We start from the raw sequence: 19,873 nt of genomic DNA on the forward strand, positions 1-19,873 counted from the left end.
TTTTCGGTAAATTATCAGAAAGTTGCTGAATATGTAACCTAAGCTGCGATTAATAGCTCTTTTGCGTTGGCAAGCGTCGATTCGGTAATTTGGCTGCCACCAAGCAGTCGAGCAAGCTCTGAAACACGTTGTTGCTCATCAAGCGTGTGCATTTGAGTCTCTGTTTTGCCCGATTTCGTGTTCTTCGCTACAAACAGCTGTTGGTGACCGCAACCTGCCACTTGAGGTAAGTGAGTCACACACATCACCTGTGTAGATTCGCCCAGCTTGCGAAGCATTTTTCCGACAACCGCAGCGGTTGGTCCACTGATACCCACATCGACTTCATCGAAAATCAGGCTTGGTGTATCCACTTTTTGCGCTGTGATTACTTGAATCGCTAGTGAGATTCGTGATAACTCACCACCAGAGGCCACTTTCGCAATCGGCTGCATTGGCTGGCCTGGGTTGGTCGAAACAATGAAGGTCACGTTATCCATACCCAATGGAGAAGGGTGTGTGTTGGTGTTGTTCACTTCAATGGCAAACTGCGCTTTTTCCATGCTCAGTTCGTGCATGCTTTGCGTGATCAGCTTGTTGAGCTCTTTTGCGTAACGAGTTCGAGATTTATGAAGCTTCTCTGATTTAGCCACGAACGATTGGTATTGGTTTTCTACCTCGTTTGCTAATTCTTCCAACTTTTCATCTGAGCAATCAAGCGCTTCAACTTGTTGTAATAAATCTTGATGGTGCTTATATAGCTCTTCAGGTAACACGTGGTGTTTACGAGACATCGACATCACTTTAGAGAAACGCTCCTCAACGTAAGCCATACGACCGGGATCAACATCAATGCTGTCTAGGTATGTTCTTAACTCGTTGTTGGTTTCTTCAATCTGAATAATGGCTTCGGAAAGCAAGTTCGGTAACTCGGCCAATCTTTCATCTAGCTCAGCTAGCTGAATTAAGGAGTTATTGGCCGATTGCAGAATACCAAGCGCATTAACTTCTTCGCCTTCATAAATAAGCTCGATAGCTTGCTGACAGGTTGTGGCCAGTTCTCCGCTATTGGAGAGGCGCTTATGCTCTTGTTCGAGGTCTTCATATTCTTCCTCCCCAATAGACAGCTCATTTAACTCTTTGATTTGGTATTCAAGAAGTTGTTTTTGAGCTTGGTTTTGCTGGCTATTCTCACGTAACTCTTTTAAGTGGTTATCCGCTTGTCGCCATGCTTGGTAAGCATTACGTGTCGATTTCAATAGGTTCAAGTGGCCTGCGTATTGATCAAGCATGGCCATTTGATAATCGCTTTTCATCAACTGGTGATGCGCGTGTTGACCATGGATGTTGATCAACAGTTGTCCAAGTGATTTCAATTGCGAAAGAGGGACAGGGCTACCGTTGATGAATGCACGAGAACGACCTTCTTTTGAGATGGTTCTGCGCAGGATGCACTCACTGCCATCAAGCAATTCGTTGTCTTCTAACCAGCGGGTTGCATGCAGATTGTTCTCAAGTAAAAAAGCGGCACTGACTTCGGTTTTTTCTTCACCTTGTCGAACCATTCCTGCATCGGATCTTCCCCCAAGACATAAGCCTAAAGCATCGATAGCGATAGATTTACCCGCACCAGTTTCCCCGGTGATTGTTGTCATGCCTTTAGATAGTTCTAGCTGTAAAGACTTAACAATAGCGAAATTATTAACACTTAAATGAGCCAGCATTTTTATTTACCTGTATAACTGAACAATACTGTATATAAGCTCAGTATATACTGTTTCTTTATACAGTAAAGTCGACAGGTGAAAATTTTTTGCGACCGTTATCAGAATTGAGGTTGTTCGTAGATCACTGAAACCGCTATAGATTCCCAACTCAGTCGTTCCTCCCTCTTGGGAGTGGAGGTATAAGGAACTGCAGAGAAGCTAGAGCCGACGGGCTTTTACTGGCAATAAAAAGGCTGACGAATGTTGTCAGCCTTTCAAATTTTCGGTTACCACTGGAGCGTTTATTCTTTTAGAACAGCTTACTCGACCAACCTAGTTTGTTACGTAGAACATGGTAGTAGTTGTAGTCTTTAGGATGGATCAACTTAAGTACATTCGGGCTTTGGTAAATGTGGATCTCATCACCAGGAGAAACAGGCAGTGAGATTTGACCATCGCAGCTCACCTCCTGAGTTCCACGGTTATCAGGCGATACGATAAGCTTAATACGACGCTTGCCATCCACCACTAATGGGCGGCTTGAAAGGGTATGCGGGAACATTGGCACGAGTGAGATAGCATTTAGGCTTGATGACAGGATAGGGCCGCCGCCGGAAAGCGAGTAGGCGGTAGAACCTGTCGGTGTTGAGACGATTAAGCCATCAGAGCGCTGTGAGAAGGCGAAGCTATCATCGATATACACTTCGAACTCGATCATGTGCGCCACTTGTCCGGGGTGCAGTACTGCCTCATTAAGTGCCGCATTGTGGCTTTTTATCTGGCCGTGACGATGAATTTCCGTTTCAAGTAAGAAGCGCTCTTCTTCCATGAACTCGCCTTTGAGAACATCAGTCAACGCGCTCTGGAAGTTTTCAGGGTTGAGATCGGTTAGGAAACCAAGATTACCTCGGTTAACACCAATCACTGAAATGTCGAAACGTGACAAGATTCTAGCGGCACCGAGCATGTTTCCGTCACCACCGACCACAATGGCGAGATCGGCGCGTTTACCTAATTCAATCAGGCTAGAAAAATGTTCTTTTGGGATGTCGTCTAAAATAGTGGCGAGTCTGTCATCAACAAACACTTGATAACCCTCAGCACTTAACCACTGATAGAGCTCTCTATGAGTCTGAATTGCTTGCTGATCTCGAGGTTTACCGATAATGGCGATGACTTCAAATGGCTTTTTCATAACGTTTCCAAACGAATTAGGCTTGAATCAAAATTCTTCATCCCCATAATAAAGGCAAGTTGAACGTCTATGCGAGTGTTTTATATCAATTTGGGGTGCAAACACGCCTGTCACTTGCATTGAAAACGAATTCTGGAGATATCATGAGCAACGAAGAAAACAAAGTAACCGAAGCAGAGCTAGATCAGATCATCGCTGAAGCTGAGAAAGTTGAAGAAGCTGAACTGAATGAAGACGCTGCTGATGAGCAGGAAGCAAAAATCGCTCAACTGGAAGCTGCACTGCTTTCTAGTGAATCTAAAGTGAAAGAGCAGCAAGATTCTGTTCTTCGCGCGAAAGCTGAAGTTGAAAACATGCGTCGCCGTAGCGAACAAGAAATTGATAAAGCGCGTAAATTCGCTTTGAACAAGTTTGCTGAAGGTCTGCTTCCTGTAATCGACAACCTAGAGCGTGCAATGCAAGCAGCAGACGCTGAAAACGAAGTGGTTAAGCCACTGTATGAAGGTGTTGAGCTAACGCACAAAACGTTCGTAGACACAGTTGCTAAGTTTGGTCTTAAAGAGATCAACCCTGAAGGTGAAGCGTTCAACCCTGAATTCCACCAAGCGATGTCTATTCAAGAAAGCCCAGATCACGAATCAAACACGGTTATGTTTGTGATGCAAAAAGGCTATGAACTAAACGGCCGTGTGGTTCGCCCAGCGATGGTTATGGTTGCTAAGTAATTACTTATTACGTTGCCAAGTGATTGACTGGTGCATTGACTGAGTTAGTCGCAGCGACAAAATAAATCACTGGTTTGCGTAAAATAAAAAGAGAGGTATAGGCCTCTCTTTTTTTGTGCCTATAACTTGAGAGTCCACGTAAATAAGCATCAAAACCGCATTAAGAATGTCGTTCTTTTTATTTCATTCAGATCAGCGATTTAGAGTTTTGTGTTATGAAACTTGTTGTGATTGAGTAAATGTTTTGATGTCACATTTGTGATGTTTTTGTAAATAAATACTTTTAATTGTTATCTTTGTATGTAAAATCCACTGCCATATAGCGATTTTGATCGCATATATAACTATAAAAGTACAAATTTCAAACACAACAAACTGGAGAAGAACGATGGATAAATCGCTCTCAAGTAAAATTTTTGTAGGCTTGTTTGCTGGTCTACTTATTGGTACTGCTATTCAGTACCTATTCAGCGGTATTGCTATTTTTGATACGTATCTACTTGGTGCTGCAGAAGGTGCTGGTGGTATGTTCGTATCACTTATCAAGTTACTTGTAGTTCCTCTTGTATACGTATCTATTGTTTGCGGTATTGTTGAGCTAAAAGATATTCGTTCATTTGGTCGTCTTGGTGGTAAAACCTTTGGTCTTTACATTATTAACACCATCATCGCGATCTCAGCAGCGCTAACGATTGGTCTTATTTTCCAACCAGGTGCAGGTGCGAATCTAGCGGGTACGGTTTCTGAGACAATTGCGCTTACAACAACTGAAACACCAGACATCTTCTCTCTTGTTGTTAACATCGTTCCTAGCAACCCTGTAGAAGCGTTCGCAAGCGGCGACATGCTGCAAATCATCTTCATGGCAATTTTGACAGGTCTTGCTATTCAAGCGCTTGATTCTCGTGGTGGCCCAGCTATCAAGACATTCAAGATGGCTAACGAAATCATGATGAAGCTTATCGGCCTAGTAATGAGCTTGGCGCCTTACGGTGTATTTGCTCTGATGATTCAACTGGGCGCAACACTGGATGCAGACACGCTAATGTCAGTTGCTGGCTATGTGGCGCTTGTGGTTGCAATGCTAGTGTTCTGGATTTTCTTCTTCTACCCAATGATGGTTGGTTCATTCACTGGTATTTCTCCAAAGCAGTTCCTACGTGCAACGCGTGAGCAAGTTCTATTCTCACTATCTACAGCAAGTTCGAATGCAACAATCCCAGTAACTATGCGTACTCTTACTGACAAACTAAACGTATCTAAGTCAGTAGCAGGTTTCGGTGTACCACTAGGTGCAACAATGAACATGTCTGGTGTATCTATCTACATCGCACTGGCAACTATGTTCGTAGCAAACGCATTTGGTCAGCCAATCAACACTGCTGATATCTTCACTCTAGGTCTAACTATCCTGCTACTGTCTATCGGTGCTGGTGGTGTTCCTGGTGGCGGTGTTGTGATGGTCGGTGTTCTATTGCACCAACTAGGTTTACCACCAGAAGGTCTAGCGATTGTTGCTGCTGTTGACCGTATCTGTGACATGTTCTGTACTTCTTCAAACGTAGTAGGTGATACAGCGGTGAACACTATCGTTGCTAAATCTGAAAACGAAATTGGCGTTGAAGCTAATGAAGAAGCTGAGCTACAGAAAGCAGAAGCTTAATTCTTAATTAAGACTCAATAACTGCGAAGCCCCGCTCAACCAGAGCGGGGCTTTTTTATTTCTGCTGTTGGGTACTTTGGGCTGTCTGCTGCTGAGTTAAAAGAGGGGGCTATGTTGGTGCGAAGTCTCATTTTTTCTTTTTACTCGCGCTGAATGGGTCATCAGTTTTCAATATTTAATATAGATCACATATAATAATACAATATTATTTTATTGTTCTGGCAACCTACATTATGACGACATAAAGGAAACCAAATAATGAAGTTGTCTTACCTAAGCTTACTGACTGCTAGCCTCTTAGCGGCTCCCGCTCTTGCTTCTAATCACGATATTGGTCAACAGTTCAATCTTGATCCAGCAAAAGCGCCTGCACAAAACTTCGATTTATCTAAATGGAAAATTAACCTACCGGAGCTAACGACAGAAGGCTCTAGAAAAGGCAAAACATTGGAGATCGGTAAGCAAGAGTTGTCGAATGTAGACACACCTTACGTTCATCCTAAATGGTTCTACACTGATGCCGAATCTGGCGCGATGGTGTTTGTGGCTCCGAATACAGCACCAACGACACCAAACAGTAAGAATACGCGCAGTGAGCTAAGAGCGATGCTGGCAGACAGCTACTCGGCGCCGAGCAACAACTTCGCGATTTCAAGCCATAAGAACGCGGAAGAGTTTGGCTCTATCGGTGGCCAGATGACGGCAACACTTTCTGTTGATCAGGTGAGTACCAGTGGTAACTACAATAAAACAGGCGCATTTTCAGTCGTCATCGGGCAAATTCACGGCTCGGACAATGAACCTCTTAAAATTGTTTACCGTAAACTACCAGAGCATGAGCATGGTTCATTAACATGGAACTACGAGCTCAACCCGCCGAAAGAATTGAAAAACGCGAAAGATGAAAATGGAAAGAAACTTCGTAAAGACATTCGCCATGATGTATTTGGTCAATACAATTTGAAAAAGGGCAGTTCTGACCCTAGCGATGGCATTAAGTTAGGTGAAGTTTTTTCATATGATGTAAATATTAAAGATAACATCATGCACTTGACGTTTACTAAGAATCCAAACTCGTCGGATCCAATTGTGAAGACATATGATGTTGATCTGGCGAAAGGTAAATATCAAGGACACGACGTTGATCTTGGCTATGGTCAAGATTGGATGTACTTCAAAGCGGGTGCATACAATCAATGTAACACTAAGAAGTCGAGTTCGGCATGTGAGTGGCGTGGTATGGAAGCGGGTGACTACACTCAAGCGAGCTTCTACCAGTTAGTGCTCAACCAATAATATGGCTGAATCAGTCACCATTTGAACAATATTTAACTGATCAATATCTATTTGAAAAAGACCTTCCACATGAAGGTCTTTTTTTATGGCATCTGGAATAGGGTTGAGGTTTCAATGTGGCGACAAATGCGAGAGTTTCTCAACATTGGAGCCTTAATTGGCAAGGGATCGGTCACTTTTTACCTTTATGTAAAAAGATACGGGAAAAAATAGATTTTTTTTACTTATTCCCTTGAAAACCAGTTTGCAGCCCTTATCTATGGTGCATACGAAAGCAAATTACATTTGCACTTTAATTTTGTGTATTAGGGTTGATTCCCTGATTACCACCCCCACATATGTGGGTATAGCAAAAACTTAATAGAAAATATTTCGGAGATGGCCTGATGGGTAAAATCATTGGTATTGATTTAGGTACTACTAACTCTTGTGTTGCTGTTCTTGACGGCGACAAACCACGCGTAATTGAAAATGCTGAAGGCGAACGCACAACAGCATCAGTAATCGCATACACAGAAGGCGAAACGCTAGTTGGTCAACCTGCAAAACGTCAAGCTGTTACTAACCCTCAAAACACACTGTTCGCTATCAAGCGTCTAATCGGTCGTCGTTTTGAAGATGAAGAAGTTCAACGCGATATCGAAATCATGCCTTTCAACATTGTTAAGGCTGACAACGGTGATGCATGGGTTGAAGCGCAAGGCCAAAAAATGGCTGCTCCTCAAGTATCTGCTGAAGTTCTTAAGAAAATGAAGAAAACAGCTGAAGACTTCCTAGGCGAAGAAGTAACTGGCGCAGTAGTAACTGTTCCTGCTTACTTCAACGATGCTCAACGTCAAGCAACGAAAGATGCTGGCCGTATCGCTGGTCTAGATGTTAAACGTATCATCAACGAACCAACTGCTGCTGCTCTAGCTTACGGCCTAGACAAGCAAGGTGGTGATCGCACTATCGCTGTATACGACCTTGGTGGTGGTACATTCGATATCTCTATCATCGAAATCGATGAAGTAGAAGGCGAGAAGACTTTCGAAGTTCTTTCAACTAACGGTGACACTCACCTTGGTGGTGAAGATTTCGATAACCGCATGATCAACTACCTAGTAGATGAGTTCAAGAAAGAGCAAGGTATCGACCTTAAAGCTGATCCACTAGCAATGCAGCGTGTTAAAGAAGCAGCAGAAAAAGCGAAAATCGAGCTTTCTTCTACTACTCAAACTGACGTAAACCTACCTTACGTTACTGCTGATGCGACTGGTCCTAAGCACATGAACATCAAAGTGACTCGTGCGAAGCTTGAGTCTCTAGTTGAAGACCTAGTTCAACGTTCTCTTGAGCCACTAAAAGTTGCTCTAGCGGATGCTGACCTATCTGTAGGCGAAATCACTGACGTTATCCTAGTTGGTGGTCAAACTCGTATGCCTATGGTTCAAGCTAAAGTAACTGAATTCTTCGGTAAAGAGCCACGTAAAGACGTGAACCCTGACGAAGCTGTTGCAATGGGTGCTGCTGTTCAAGGTGGTGTACTAGCTGGTGACGTTAAAGACGTTCTACTACTAGACGTTACTCCTCTATCTTTCGGTATCGAAACGATGGGCGGCGTGATGACTAAGCTTATCGAGAAAAACACAACTATCCCTACTAAAGCGGATCAAGTGTTCTCTACAGCTGAAGACAACCAAAACGCAGTAACTATCCACGTTCTTCAAGGTGAGCGTAAGCAAGCGACTTACAACAAGTCTCTTGGTCAGTTCAACCTAGAAGGTATCCAACCAGCACCACGTGGCATGCCACAAATCGAAGTAACATTCGACCTAGATGCTGATGGTATCCTGAACGTATCTGCTAAAGATAAAGCAACAGGTAAAGAGCAGAAGATCACTATCCAAGCATCAGGCGGCCTGTCTGAGGAAGAGATCGAAGCAATGGTACAAGAAGCAGAAGCTAACAAAGAAGCGGACAAAAAGTTCGAAGAGCTAGTAACTGCACGTAACCAAGCTGACCAAATGATTCACGGCACTAAGAAGCAAGTAGAAGAAGCTGGTGAAGCTCTACCTGCAGACGAGAAAGCTAAAATCGAAGCGGCTATCACTGCACTAGAAGAAGTTAAGTCTGGTAACGATAAAGAAGCTATCGACGCTAAAGTTCAAGAACTGATGCAAGCAGCTCAAAAGCTAATGGAAATTGCTCAACAGAAAGCTCAAGCTGAACAAGCTGGTGCTGACGCTGGTGAACAACCTAAGCAAGACGACGATGTTGTAGACGCTGAGTTTGAAGAAGTTAAAGAAGACAAAAAATAATTTCGTCGCAGAGTAGCCTGATTTCGTTATCGGAAGTGTCCACCTACTAACGTAGGCTCCGCGCTTCCACTTAGGACTCAAGCTATCTGCTTAGAAATTTGTCTCAAAGACTTATTATTGCGGGCGTCAGAGGTAACTCTCACGCCCGTAAATTTGTATTTAGACTTGTCGATCTAGATAATAGCTTTATTCGGCATTTCAGCCGGCAGAACTTTTATCTAGATTGATACACAGACTACTGAAGTGATCATTCGGTAGTAGCAATTATTTTGGTGACCTAGAACATGTCAAAACGTGATTTTTACGAAGTATTAGGCGTAAGCCGCGATGCATCAGAGCGCGATATTAAAAAAGCGTACAAACGCTTAGCGATGAAATTCCACCCGGACCGTAACCAGGGTGATGAGACCGCAGCAGATAAGTTTAAAGAAGTAAAAGTAGCGTACGAGATCCTAACCGATTCTCAAAAGAAAGCAGCTTACGACCAATACGGTCATGCAGCCTTTGAACAAGGTGGCATGGGCGGCGGCGGTGGTTTCGGCGGCGGTGGCCAAGGTGACTTCGGCGATATCTTCGGTGACGTATTTGGCGACATCTTCGGCGGCGGTCGTCGTGGTGGCGGTCAACAGCGTGCACAACGTGGTTCAGATCTACGTTACAACATGGAACTTTCTCTAGAAGAAGCGGTTCGTGGTGTTTCTAAAGAAATCGAAGTACCAACACTTGTAGAGTGTGATACGTGTGACGGCAGCGGCGCGAAAGCGGGTTCTTCTGCACAAACGTGTGGCACTTGTCATGGCCACGGCCAAGTACAAATGCGCCAAGGTTTCTTTGCGGTTCAACAGACTTGTCCTACTTGTAACGGTAAAGGCAAGATCATCAAAGACCCATGTAACTCATGTCATGGTCAAGGTCGCAAACAGAAGACGAAAACACTTAACGTTAAGATCCCTGCTGGTGTTGATACTGGCGATCGTATTCGTCTATCAGGCGAAGGCGAAGCGGGAGAGCAAGGCGCTCCAGCTGGCGATCTGTACGTACAAGTACACGTAAAAGAACACAACATCTTTGAGCGTGACGGCAACAACCTTTACTGTGAGGTTCCAGTAAGCTTCTCAATGGCTGCTTTAGGCGGTGAAGTTGAAGTTCCAACACTGGATGGTCGTGTAAACCTTAAAGTGCCAGAAGAAACACAAACGGGCCGTATGTTCCGTATGCGTGGCAAAGGCGTGAAAGGCGTTCGTGGCGGCGGTGTGGGTGACCTAATCGTTAAGCTAGTGGTTGAGACTCCAGTTAAGCTAAGCTCTCGCCAAAAAGAACTACTGCGTGAATTCGAAGAAACATGTTGTGGTGAAGCGGCAAGCAAGCATAAGCCAAAGTCTGAAGGTTTCTTTAGCGGCGTTAAAAACTTCTTCGATGACCTAACTAAGTAATTGATAGTGATTTGAAAATTTTAAAGCCTGCCAGTGTGCAGGCTTTTTTGATCATCTCGTTTAGTTAAAAAATGCAGCCATGTATATGCCTAGTCATTCTTTAATCAAACCAAGGGCATTAATTTCTACTAGTTCCAGCAATCTGCAGGGGATTCTTCACCTGAAGATTTTAGCGTCATTGTTTTGGGAGTGCCTAAGCAAGAGTCACCACTTTGCCCCTTAGTTGACTGTGCCGTGGCAGTTATTATATATGCCATGCTGCTTGAACTTGCGACAGAAAATACATAGCGATCACTTGGTGATTCACACATAGTACAAGCCCCTCCTGAAACAATACTTCCCCAGCTATATACACCATTGTAAGACTGCTCAAGCGTGAGTTGGATTTTTGCCATATCAGCTAATGCTGCTGTTCTATGGGATTTTATTACATGCTCGGTATAGCTTGGGTAGGCAATAGCGGTTAGTACTCCAATAAGAGCCACTGCGATCAATAGTTCGATCAATGTCATCCCTTTGTTACTTAAGTTGTTGTTGTTACATTTATTTTTTCGAATCATCACGAGTAGTTCCTTCTCTATATTCAGCCTATTTTTCTTCGGTGGTAGCATCCTTGCAAGATTAAATACGGTTACGTATCGGTTTACATAGGAATTTGGGAAATGTCTCGCGGGTTTACCTTCTTAGAGCTACTCATAACCATATCAGTGCTCTCTATATTATTGGCAGTTGCCGCTCCAAGTTTTAGTTCGGTCTCGGAAACAGTGAAAATGCAACGGCTAGCTACCGAGCTGAATGGTTTTATGATGCAGGCGAAATCTGAGGCAGTTATGAGAAATACTGATCTTTGGGCTCATTTTCTAATGAATGGTAACTCAAATGACACCGGTGATTGGAAAATTGAATTGACTGAATTCGATGTTCCGAATACCGGTACGGCAATCCTTACAATGGAAGGAGTTTCATTTCGAAACATAGATTTCACCGTTAACTACAGTTCTGAACAAATTAAATTTAGTGGAGTAAACGGTAAAGCTAAAGATGGGCATCTCTTATTTGATATGAACTCTAAGCCTTTAAAGCTTATAACATATAGTACTTCTGGAAGAATGAGAATCTGTGGTGTGGGAGGAGACTTTTATGGTTATCAGACCTGCACTTAAGAGGCAGCAATTCGGTGCAACATTAGTCGAATTAATGATCTCTTCTATTTTGGGAATTGTAGTTATTGGAAGTGTGGGGTCGGTATTTATATCGGGACAAAACATCGCATCCGAGAGAAGTAAAGAATTACTATTATTACAACAAGTTTCAGGCACTCTTCAATACTTTAAAGAGGATATCCAGCGAGCAGGCTACGATGGAGGGACAGGTATGTCTCTAAAATTATCAGGAGCCACAAATACCTTATATATCTCGCCAGACTCCAAAATTGTCGCCTTTGCATACGCTCATCAATCAGAGATTCGAAATGTTGCTTTTGTATTTGATTCCGGCTTAGTCAAAGTTTGTGATAGTCCCTCCAGTATCGTAAAAACGGTATCAGCGGCTACTAGTGGATGTTCTTCAATTTTTGAGCCGAATCAAATACGAGTGATTGATTTCAATGTCAATCAATCAAGTGTTGAAGCTCAAGGTGTTAGTTCAGGCATGGCAACCATTACTATTTCTGCTGAATTAGTAGGAGATACGTCCGTTAATTATTCATCAAGTGTGATTGTAAAAAATAGGAATTGGCGATGAATAAAAATCAACAAGGTGCGGTTGTTTTACTTACAACAAGTGTATTACTAGTTACGGCGTTAATGTTGACTTTTGGTAGTTATCGTTCAGTTTTTTATCAAATAAAAAGATCTCAAAATGAGGTCGAAGCGCGCAAGCAGCAATGGGAGGCTGAAGGTGGTCTAGAGTGTGGTTTCACTCAGTTTAAAAATGAAGGGAATCTTCCTCCTACAATTACAGTGTGCTCAATGAAGAATCAAGTCACCCCTGTTTTCAATGCAATTCTAACAGGTTATCAAATATCGTCTGCGAGTGGGCATTCTCATTTGAAGAAAAATATCGTATTTGGAGGTTCACTTAGTTCTGGTGCTATACAGTCGAGTGCCGATGTTTATTTTCATTCAAGTACCACATTTTCAACACCAGATCCTGGTGTTTTAAGTAGTGATGGTTGGGAGTGTGTTGCGCTTCGATATCGTAGCCGCTATCACTATTCATCTATGGATAATAAAGGGGTGGTACATGGTGTACCTCCATATGCCGGTTTTCAAAATCCATCAGGGGCTGATTGCTCTAATGTTACAGGTAATGATCATTTGTCCAATGGAGATGGCAATGATTTTGTCTTAGATTCAAGCGTACTACCTTTTGAGTCTTTTTTCGGTGTTCCAGTTGAAAAGCATAACGATATAAGAGATGAAGGGACATTTTCGGTGATTAATGGGAGTGGGACACCCAAAATACTTGCTAATTGTGGGCAAGTTCTGGCAACACTGATTAATGCAGGCAATCATCATTTATGGGTTGAAGGAGGCTGTGAAATCACTAAAGCGCAATACAATGATTTAGTTGATGCTACAGCCTCAACTAATGGAGTTACAATTTTAATTCATGATGGGCTGATGTCTGTTATGGGAAAACCTTCTACAGGGGCGACTTCAAATCATCTTAAAGGTGTACTATTTCACCTTAATGTTGATTATTCACCTACCCCTGCCGATTGGGTGTCTTATGATGCCAATATTCATCTGAATCATGTCCCGAGTGTTATTGAAGAAAGCTACCGAACTATCACCTCTTACTATCAACACGGTGCATTTACGGTATCTGGCGGACAGTACTTTGATGCACCGAACCAAGCCGCTGTGTTCTTTGATTCACTGGATTTTAGATTTAATAAAGATGTGGTCGATAATTCAAGAAAAGAATTTACGCAAATTCAATGGCAAAAAGGTTCATGGAATGATTTGTAAACAGAAAGGTTTTAGCCTAATCGAAGTGCTTATTTCGTTTTTGTTGATCGGTGTTGGTTCTCTAGGGCTAATTAAATTACAAACGTATGTTGAGCAAAAATCTGACTTTGCTATTCATAGTGTAGAAGCTCTGCATTTGGCTGAAAATAAGCTGGAATGGTTTAGAACTCGTGGTGCATCTGCCGCTTTATCGAGTATAACGCCTGCGGATTTTGCTACGGATATTGTTGATGGTATGGATCATTCGCATGTTAAATATCAACTTAATTGGACAGTGACGAACAGTTTATCTGGAGCGCTGAAGACCGTTCAGATAACAAGCTCATGGGAAGACCGGTTTGGTAGTAATCGAGTTATCGAATTACATACTATGATTTCCAAATACAGTGAGTTTGATTGACCCTCAAGCAAACGTTTACTGCATGCCAAGGCTCATGCTACCCCTTTTACTGATAATTTTCACTCCTCGGACATTGTTTACGTGCCAGTTAAAACTCTGTATATGGAATGGTGTTTTTTATGTTTTTATATTGTTGTGGTTGTATGGTATTTTTGCAAAATATGTCTCCATTTATGGAAAATCAGGTGGAATCTTGTGCTTTTTAACAACGACTTTAATAGAATATGTGCTGTACCAATAGGCCGTGGTCAAAACTTATATTAGGCCTAAACAAAACAACATCACATATGGAGTTACAATGAGTAACCAAGCCGTAAAAAAAGCACCATCGACTGAGAAGATCAGTGGTATGGACCGCTTTCTAAACTTCATTGAACGCGCCGGCAACAAAATTCCAGATCCAGCAATCCTGTTCTTCTGGGCTCTAGTTATTGTATGGGTAGCATCTGCACTTTTATCGAATCTTTCATTCGACTTAATCAACCCTCAAACGGGTGCTGCTCTTGAAGTAAACAACCTACTAACTGGTGAAGCGCTTGCTAGCTTCCTAGCGAATATGGTTACCACGTTCACAGGCTTCGCACCTCTAGGCATCGTACTTGTTGCTATGCTAGGTGTTGGCGTTGCAGACTCTTCAGGCTTCATTACGACTGGCCTTAAGAAGATGCTTAACTTCACGCCAGCTAAGCTACTAACGCCGATGCTAATCTTGGTTGCTATCGTGTCTCACACAGCAGCTGATGCAGGTTACGTTCTAGTAATCCCTCTTGGCGGTATCATCTTCCACGCTGCGGGTCGTCACCCTCTAGCGGGTATTGCAGCAGCGTTTGCTGGTGTATCAGGTGGTTTCTCAGCGAACTTTATCCCTTCAGGTATTGATCCGCTACTAGCTGGTTTCACTCAAACAGCGGCAAACGTTCTTGACCCTGCATATGTGATCAACCCTCTAGCGAACATCTTCTTTACTGGTTTGTCTTCAATTCTAATTGTGGCAATTGGTTGGTACGTTACAGAGAAAATTATCGAGCCTCGTCTTGCTAATACGCCTGTAGATGAAGATGCAGAACAAGCACCTGATCTAGGTACGTTCACAGCCATTGAATCTAAAGCATTCAAATTCGCTGGTTGGGCAATGGTTGCCGGTATTGGTCTGCTTATCGCGGCTCTAATGCCTGAAAACTCAGCACTTCGTTCACCTGAAGGCGAATTAACGGCGTTCTCAGCACCAGTAATGAAGTCTATCGTTCCTCTGATCTTCATCCTGTTTATTATTCCGGGTATCGTCTACGGCCGTGTAGCGGGTACATTCAAGAATAGTAATGATGTTATCAAAGCAATGTCTGAGACGATGGCAACGATGGGCGCATACATTGTAATGTCGTTCTTCTGTGCTCAGTTCCTATCTGCATTCGCTCAATCAAACATCGGTACTATGCTGGCACTTTACGGTGCTGAAGGCTTGAAAGCGATGGACCTTCCAGGTGAAGCAACGGTTGTTGGTATGATTCTACTAACGGCTGCAGTTAACCTTCTTGTTGGTTCTGCTTCAGCTAAGTGGGCACTGATTGGTCCTATCCTAGTTCCAATGCTAATGGTTGTGGGTATCTCTCCTGAGCTATCTCAAGCGGCTTACCGTGTAGGTGACTCAGTGTCTAACATCATCTCTCCACTAATGGTGTTCTTCCCACTGGTTGTTGTTTACTGTCAGCGCTACGTTAAGTCGACAGGTATCGGTACTCTAGCTTCTCTAATGATGCCATTCTCGATTGCGATGTTAATCGGTTGGTCTATCTTCTTGCTAGCTTACTGGGCTCTTGGTATCCCACTAGGTATCCAAGCACCTTACACTTACACAATGTAAGATTGAACTAAGCAAAACTAAGCTTTATTCATTGCTAAGCCCGCACCGAAATGTGCGGGCTTTTTTTCGCTATTTTTTCCGTTTTTTATATCCAAGGTTTTTATATCCAAAACTTTCTATATCCAAAACTTTTTATATTCAAAATAAAGGCACTCAGCTTATACTCCGGATTACGGCTAATTGTTGGCCGGTAAATTTAGGAAATCCAAGCCACATGAAAATTCTGCTTTTAGTAGGGTTAATTGTTTTAAATGGTCTGTTTGCCATGTCTGAGATTGCATTGGTAGCAGCAAAAAATAGTCGGCTGAAACGCTTAGCCGAAAAACACCGCTCCGCTCAGGTTGCTCTTGATCTCAAAGAAAACCCAACCCGCTTCCTCTCTACAATCCAAATCGGTATCACGGTAATCGGCCTACTCAGCGGGATTGTGGGTGAGGCGACGCTATCGGCTCCACTAGCCGTTCAACTTGAACTGTGGGGACTAGACCCAACACAAGCGAACATCTTGTCTACTGCGGTTGTGGTGGTAGGTATTACTTATTTCGCTATCGTTGTCGGTGAGTTGGTACCAAAGCGTTTTGCTCAGTCTCAAGCTGAAAACATTGCTGTGTTAGTCGCGCTGCCAATCTTCTGGTTATCTAAAATCGCGACGCCGTTTGTGTTTGCGTTGTCGGCTTCAACGGAAGGTATTCTTAAGTTGATGGGCCGAGGCGGTGAAGAAGATAGCGTTACCGAAGATGATATCCATGCACTTGTGAAAGAGGGCTCAGAATCGGGTGTGATTGAACGCGGCGAACAAGAGATGATTCGTAATATCTTGCAGCTTGATGATCGTCTTGTGAGCTCATTGATGACTCCGCGTCGAGACATCGACTTTCTGGATGTCGACCAACCCGTTGAGCAGATATTAAAGAAACTGCGTTCATCAAAACACAGTGTGTTTCCATTGTGCCAAGATCACCTCAACAAAGTGGTGGGTACAGTGTCAGCCAAAGCCTTGCTGAATCAGGCGGGCAATCTAAGCATTCAAGTGATCATGGGGCTGTCTCGCTCGCCGATCTATGTTCCAGAATCGATGAAAGCTCTGCGTCTACTTGGCTACTTTAAAGAGTCGGGCACCGAGATGGCATTCATTGTCGACGAGTATGGCGATGTTCAAGGTCTTGTGACTCATTACGATATTCTTGAGGCGATTGCTGGCGAGCTATCGAATAATCCGAACGATCTTTGGACCGAGCAAGTGGAAGACGGTTTGTTGGTGGATGGATTGATTCCTATCAGTGAACTGAAAAACCGTTTAGAGCTATCGGATTTTGAGGGCGAAAGCGAGAGCTTCCAAACGCTGAATGGCCTTGTGACATGGTTAATAGGGCGCTTACCGGATGCAGGCGAAGTTGTTCAATACCAGCAGTGGCAGTTTGAAATTATCTCTGTTGAGAATAACCGTATTGTGAGCATCAAAGCGACGCCAATAGCCGGTGACACAGAAGACGCTAATAGCTAACAGTTCGACCAACCAGCAAGCGGCAATGGTTCATTGTCTGTTGTTGTCTATTACCTCTTTATTGTTCATTATCTCTAAGATTAGGTATGCTTCACCGCATACCTATTTTCGTTTTTATCCTTTGTTTCTGGAGTTCCCTTTGTCAGACCATCAATTCACCCCTCAAGATGAAATCTTCATGCGACGCGCCATCGAGGTGGCTACGCAAGCAGAGAGCGAGGGAGAGGTTCCTGTTGGTGCAGTATTAGTAAAAGATGGGGAGATTATCTCTGAAGGATGGAACCGTTCGATTGGCAGCCACGATGCTACGGCACACGCAGAAATTGAAACCTTGCGTAAAGCCGGTCAAACCTTAGAAAACTATCGGCTACTCGATACCACTTTATACGTTACGCTAGAGCCTTGCCCAATGTGCGCAGGTGCCTTGCTACACAGCCGAGTAAAGCGCATTGTGTTTGGTGCTCCAGACTTAAAAGCAGGCGCTGCAGGTACAGTGTTGAATTTGTTTGAAAGCCAGGCCTCATACCACTATGCCGACGTTGAACATGGTTTGTTAGAGGAAGAGTGCCGTGAGCAATTACAAGCGTTTTTCAAGCGTCGTAGAAAAGAGATAAAAGAGAAGCGAAAGCAAGAACGTCTGTTGGAAGAGCAGCGTTTAGAAGCAGAGATGAAGGCTGGCAATAAGAAATAGCAGCGTACTTTCGGCACTCTCTATCGCAAGAGTGCCAAGCAAACTGACTGAGTAACTACATTTACTCAGCAATCATCTGCATGAAAGCGCGATTGCGCCAAATGATCTTCTTCTTATTATTTGAAAGCATACGCTTACGACGGTTTGCAGCAACGGTCTTATCAAGGCGTTTCGATTTCAGTTTCTTCATCATTTCAATGATTTCCTATTTGTCGTCTGACTTTTTAGTTTGGACTAACGATTTAATTATAGTGTTATTCGTTTGTTTGGCCTGTCGCACGCTTGGCTTAAATAGAAGAGCAGTTCTAGTCTAAAGCCAGCATTGCAGTGCAACAGAGCATAATCTTGATTGTGGTGTGCCGTTATAAGGTTCGATTGTTACTGCAATATGACACTCTAGATCTCATCATCATTTTCTTGCCTGCCTCCCTTATCCCTTAGTGACGAAAGAAGAGTCGAAAAAAGACAATAAAAAAGAGCAATGCTAGATGGCATTGCTCTTTTGGGTTTTACTGTGAAGGCTCAGAACTGCTTACTGTCGACTGAGCTGCGCTGATACTCGATTCAGCACCTGAGGTTTCTAAAGGTGGGATCACCACCAAACCTTCAAGGGTCGCTTCTTGTTCTTTATTGCGCTTATTTACATGGCCAATAATGCTTTGGTAATAACGGCGAATGTTCTCAACGTAATTTCTAGCTTCATCACCACGCGCATAGCCGTAGCGAGTTTGGCTGTAGTACTTCTTCTGTCTTAACAGAGGCAGTCTGTCTTTCACATCGCCCCAAGCATCGGGATCGCCACCTTGTGCCTTCGTGAGGCGACGCGCGTCCATCATGTGCCCGTAACCGACATTGTATGAAGCAAGTGCAAACCAGATCTTTTCGTGTTGAGTGATTGAATCTGGTACTCGGTTCACGATACGACGCAGGTACTCAACACCGCCTTGTACCGACTGGTTCGGGTCGAGACGGTTGGTTACCCCAACACTCTTCGCGGTGGGCAGTGTCAACATCATCATGCCACGAACACCCGTTGGTGAGCGCGCAACAGGGTTCCAGTGTGATTCTTGGTAGGCCAAAGCGGCAATCAAGCGCCAATCAAATTCTTGAGAGTACCTTTGAAATAGCGGCGACCATTTTGGCAACTTGCTGTCCAGTGCGCGGATAAAGGCACGAGTATCAACGTAGTCAAAAGTGCCGATGTGGCCGATGTATTTCTCTTCTAGTGAAGCCAGTTCACCAGACTGTTTTAGGTTACCGAAGAACTCAATCAACAGAGCATAAAGGCTTTCATCTTCAGACTTCTGCAAATACCAAGAGATAGGTTGGTCTTCTGTCAGTTCAAAAGCCAAAGCTACGTCTGGGTATAAACGTTGTGCCAGTGACAGCTCAATTGAGTCCGCAACCGTAAATAAGCGCTCGCCAGTCGATACTTCTTTGAGCAGGTCGTTGATATCAGCATTGCCGACCGCATCATAGATAAAGTCATCGTGTGTTTTCTGCAGCTGCTTTAGTGTTGGCTCAAAGTGTGAGTCTTTCACCACAACCAAAGATGGCGTTAATGTGTCAGTAGACGCCGCCTCTTCTGATTCAGTTTGTGCTTTAACAAAGTCAACCTGACGCTCATTCTCGAAATTGATCAGTTGTTCAAGGTTTCTCGGTCGCCACTGGCCTTTTTTGTATACGACCTGTTGGCTTACGTAGTAATAAGCAGGTGCGGCGCGATAAGCTCGTGTCAGTTTGTTGTTTTGCGTTAAGCCGGTCGCGATAAGATCGATTTCGCCTTTCTGCAGTGCAGGGAACAAGCCAGACAAACGGTAAGCGGGTTTAACCTCAAGCTTTACACCAAGCTCCTGCGCAAATTCACGAGCTAATTCGTAATCCAAGCCAGCAGGACCATCAGGACCGATGTAATAAGAGAGTTGGTTATTTAGGGTGCCGACACGAAGAACGCCACGATCTCGTATCTGCTCAAGGACACTTTTAGGTTCAGATTCAATCTGGCATCCAGCCAACCCAAATAGGGCGATGGCGAGCAGAAGGAACTTAGACGAAAAGATGAGCGTAAATTTAGGCATCAAAATGAAATCTCGAAAAGTGGAAGCTCCTTTATACCAAACCCCGCAAGGCTGGCAAAGCAGGTTT

The 19,873-nt window shown here is 43.7% G+C and carries 16 protein-coding genes and 1 pseudogene; 12 read left to right on the forward strand and 5 right to left on the reverse strand.

Translation table 11 applies throughout. The features are described from left to right. Positions 1-38: 38 nt before the first annotated feature. Positions 39-1,703 (reverse strand): DNA repair protein RecN, encoded by a 1,665-nt coding sequence (gene recN, locus F0229_RS07395; RefSeq protein ID WP_017059862.1) that lies wholly within the window; start codon positions 1,701-1,703, stop codon positions 39-41. Positions 1,704-1,995: 292 nt separating this feature from the next. Beyond that, entirely contained in the window at positions 1,996-2,880 is an 885-nt protein-coding gene (gene nadK / locus F0229_RS07400; RefSeq protein ID WP_017066747.1) for an NAD(+) kinase, read from the reverse strand. A 143-nt stretch (positions 2,881-3,023) separates the two neighbouring features. Here nadK and grpE point away from each other — a divergent pair, with 143 nt between their 5' ends. From grpE to dnaJ, 5 genes are all read left to right on the forward strand, one after another. Further along, positions 3,024-3,605, forward strand: a complete 582-nt coding sequence (gene grpE, locus F0229_RS07405) for a nucleotide exchange factor GrpE (RefSeq protein ID WP_017069543.1) — start codon at positions 3,024-3,026, stop codon at positions 3,603-3,605. Positions 3,606-3,993: 388 nt separating this feature from the next. After that, the gene (locus F0229_RS07410) at positions 3,994-5,268 is read left to right on the forward strand and encodes a dicarboxylate/amino acid:cation symporter (RefSeq protein WP_019823920.1); all 1,275 of its coding nucleotides are present in this window, start codon (positions 3,994-3,996) and stop codon (positions 5,266-5,268) included. Positions 5,269-5,526: 258 nt separating this feature from the next. Further along, complete coding sequence (locus F0229_RS07415) at positions 5,527-6,564, forward strand: polysaccharide lyase family 7 protein (RefSeq protein WP_171732555.1); 1,038 nt, start codon at positions 5,527-5,529, stop codon at positions 6,562-6,564. Positions 6,565-6,950: 386 nt separating this feature from the next. After that, the gene (gene dnaK, locus F0229_RS07420) at positions 6,951-8,864 is read left to right on the forward strand and encodes a molecular chaperone DnaK (RefSeq protein ID WP_017067645.1); all 1,914 of its coding nucleotides are present in this window, start codon (positions 6,951-6,953) and stop codon (positions 8,862-8,864) included. Positions 8,865-9,148: 284 nt separating this feature from the next. Continuing rightward, entirely contained in the window at positions 9,149-10,297 is a 1,149-nt protein-coding gene (gene dnaJ / locus F0229_RS07425) for a molecular chaperone DnaJ (RefSeq protein ID WP_048608049.1), read from the forward strand. Between the two features lie 128 nt (positions 10,298-10,425). On the opposite strand, the gene F0229_RS07430 is transcribed toward dnaJ, so the two are convergent. After that, on the reverse strand, positions 10,426-10,857 hold the full coding sequence (locus F0229_RS07430) for a type IV pilin protein (protein ID WP_102497419.1): 432 nt from the start codon (positions 10,855-10,857) through the stop codon (positions 10,426-10,428). Between the two features lie 102 nt (positions 10,858-10,959). Here F0229_RS07430 and F0229_RS07435 point away from each other — a divergent pair, with 102 nt between their 5' ends. The 7 genes and pseudogenes from F0229_RS07435 to tadA all read left to right on the forward strand — a co-directional run bounded on the left by F0229_RS07435 (position 10,960) and on the right by tadA (position 17,728). After that, complete coding sequence (locus F0229_RS07435; RefSeq protein WP_017095315.1) at positions 10,960-11,460, forward strand: GspH/FimT family pseudopilin; 501 nt, start codon at positions 10,960-10,962, stop codon at positions 11,458-11,460. Next, positions 11,438-12,040 carry a PilW family protein gene (locus F0229_RS07440; protein WP_171732556.1) on the forward strand — a complete coding sequence of 201 codons (603 nt, stop codon included), beginning with the start codon at positions 11,438-11,440 and terminating at the stop codon, positions 12,038-12,040. The genes F0229_RS07435 and F0229_RS07440 overlap by 23 nt, the downstream gene beginning before the upstream one ends. Beyond that, a complete protein-coding gene (locus F0229_RS07445) occupies positions 12,037-13,272 on the forward strand; it encodes a hypothetical protein (RefSeq protein ID WP_171732557.1) in 1,236 nt (411 codons plus the stop codon). Before F0229_RS07440 ends, F0229_RS07445 begins: the two co-directional genes overlap by 4 nt. Further along, on the forward strand, positions 13,262-13,672 hold the full coding sequence (locus F0229_RS07450) for a prepilin-type N-terminal cleavage/methylation domain-containing protein (RefSeq protein ID WP_017087723.1): 411 nt from the start codon (positions 13,262-13,264) through the stop codon (positions 13,670-13,672). The genes F0229_RS07445 and F0229_RS07450 overlap by 11 nt, the downstream gene beginning before the upstream one ends. Before the next feature lie 298 nt (positions 13,673-13,970). Beyond that, complete coding sequence (locus F0229_RS07455) at positions 13,971-15,533, forward strand: AbgT family transporter (protein ID WP_017059875.1); 1,563 nt, start codon at positions 13,971-13,973, stop codon at positions 15,531-15,533. 214 nt (positions 15,534-15,747) lie between these two features. Next, positions 15,748-17,037: a hemolysin family protein gene (locus F0229_RS07460; RefSeq protein ID WP_017059876.1), complete on the forward strand. Its 1,290-nt coding sequence runs from the start codon at positions 15,748-15,750 to the stop codon at positions 17,035-17,037. 86 nt (positions 17,038-17,123) lie between these two features. Next, a pseudogene (tadA, locus tag F0229_RS07465) lies at positions 17,124-17,728 on the forward strand (tRNA adenosine(34) deaminase TadA). A gap of 61 nt (positions 17,729-17,789) precedes the next feature. Here the strand turns inward: tadA and F0229_RS21965 are convergent. Next, positions 17,790-17,921, reverse strand: coding sequence for a hypothetical protein (locus F0229_RS21965; protein ID WP_017059878.1), 132 nt, complete (start codon positions 17,919-17,921; stop codon positions 17,790-17,792). A 316-nt stretch (positions 17,922-18,237) separates the two neighbouring features. Further along, a complete protein-coding gene (gene mltF / locus F0229_RS07470) occupies positions 18,238-19,806 on the reverse strand; it encodes a membrane-bound lytic murein transglycosylase MltF (protein ID WP_065584391.1) in 1,569 nt (522 codons plus the stop codon). Positions 19,807-19,873 lie beyond the last annotated feature (67 nt).

This window comes from Vibrio sp. AIC-3, from assembly GCF_013114515.1.
GTDB classification, from domain to species: Bacteria; Pseudomonadota; Gammaproteobacteria; order Enterobacterales; family Vibrionaceae; genus Vibrio; species Vibrio crassostreae_C.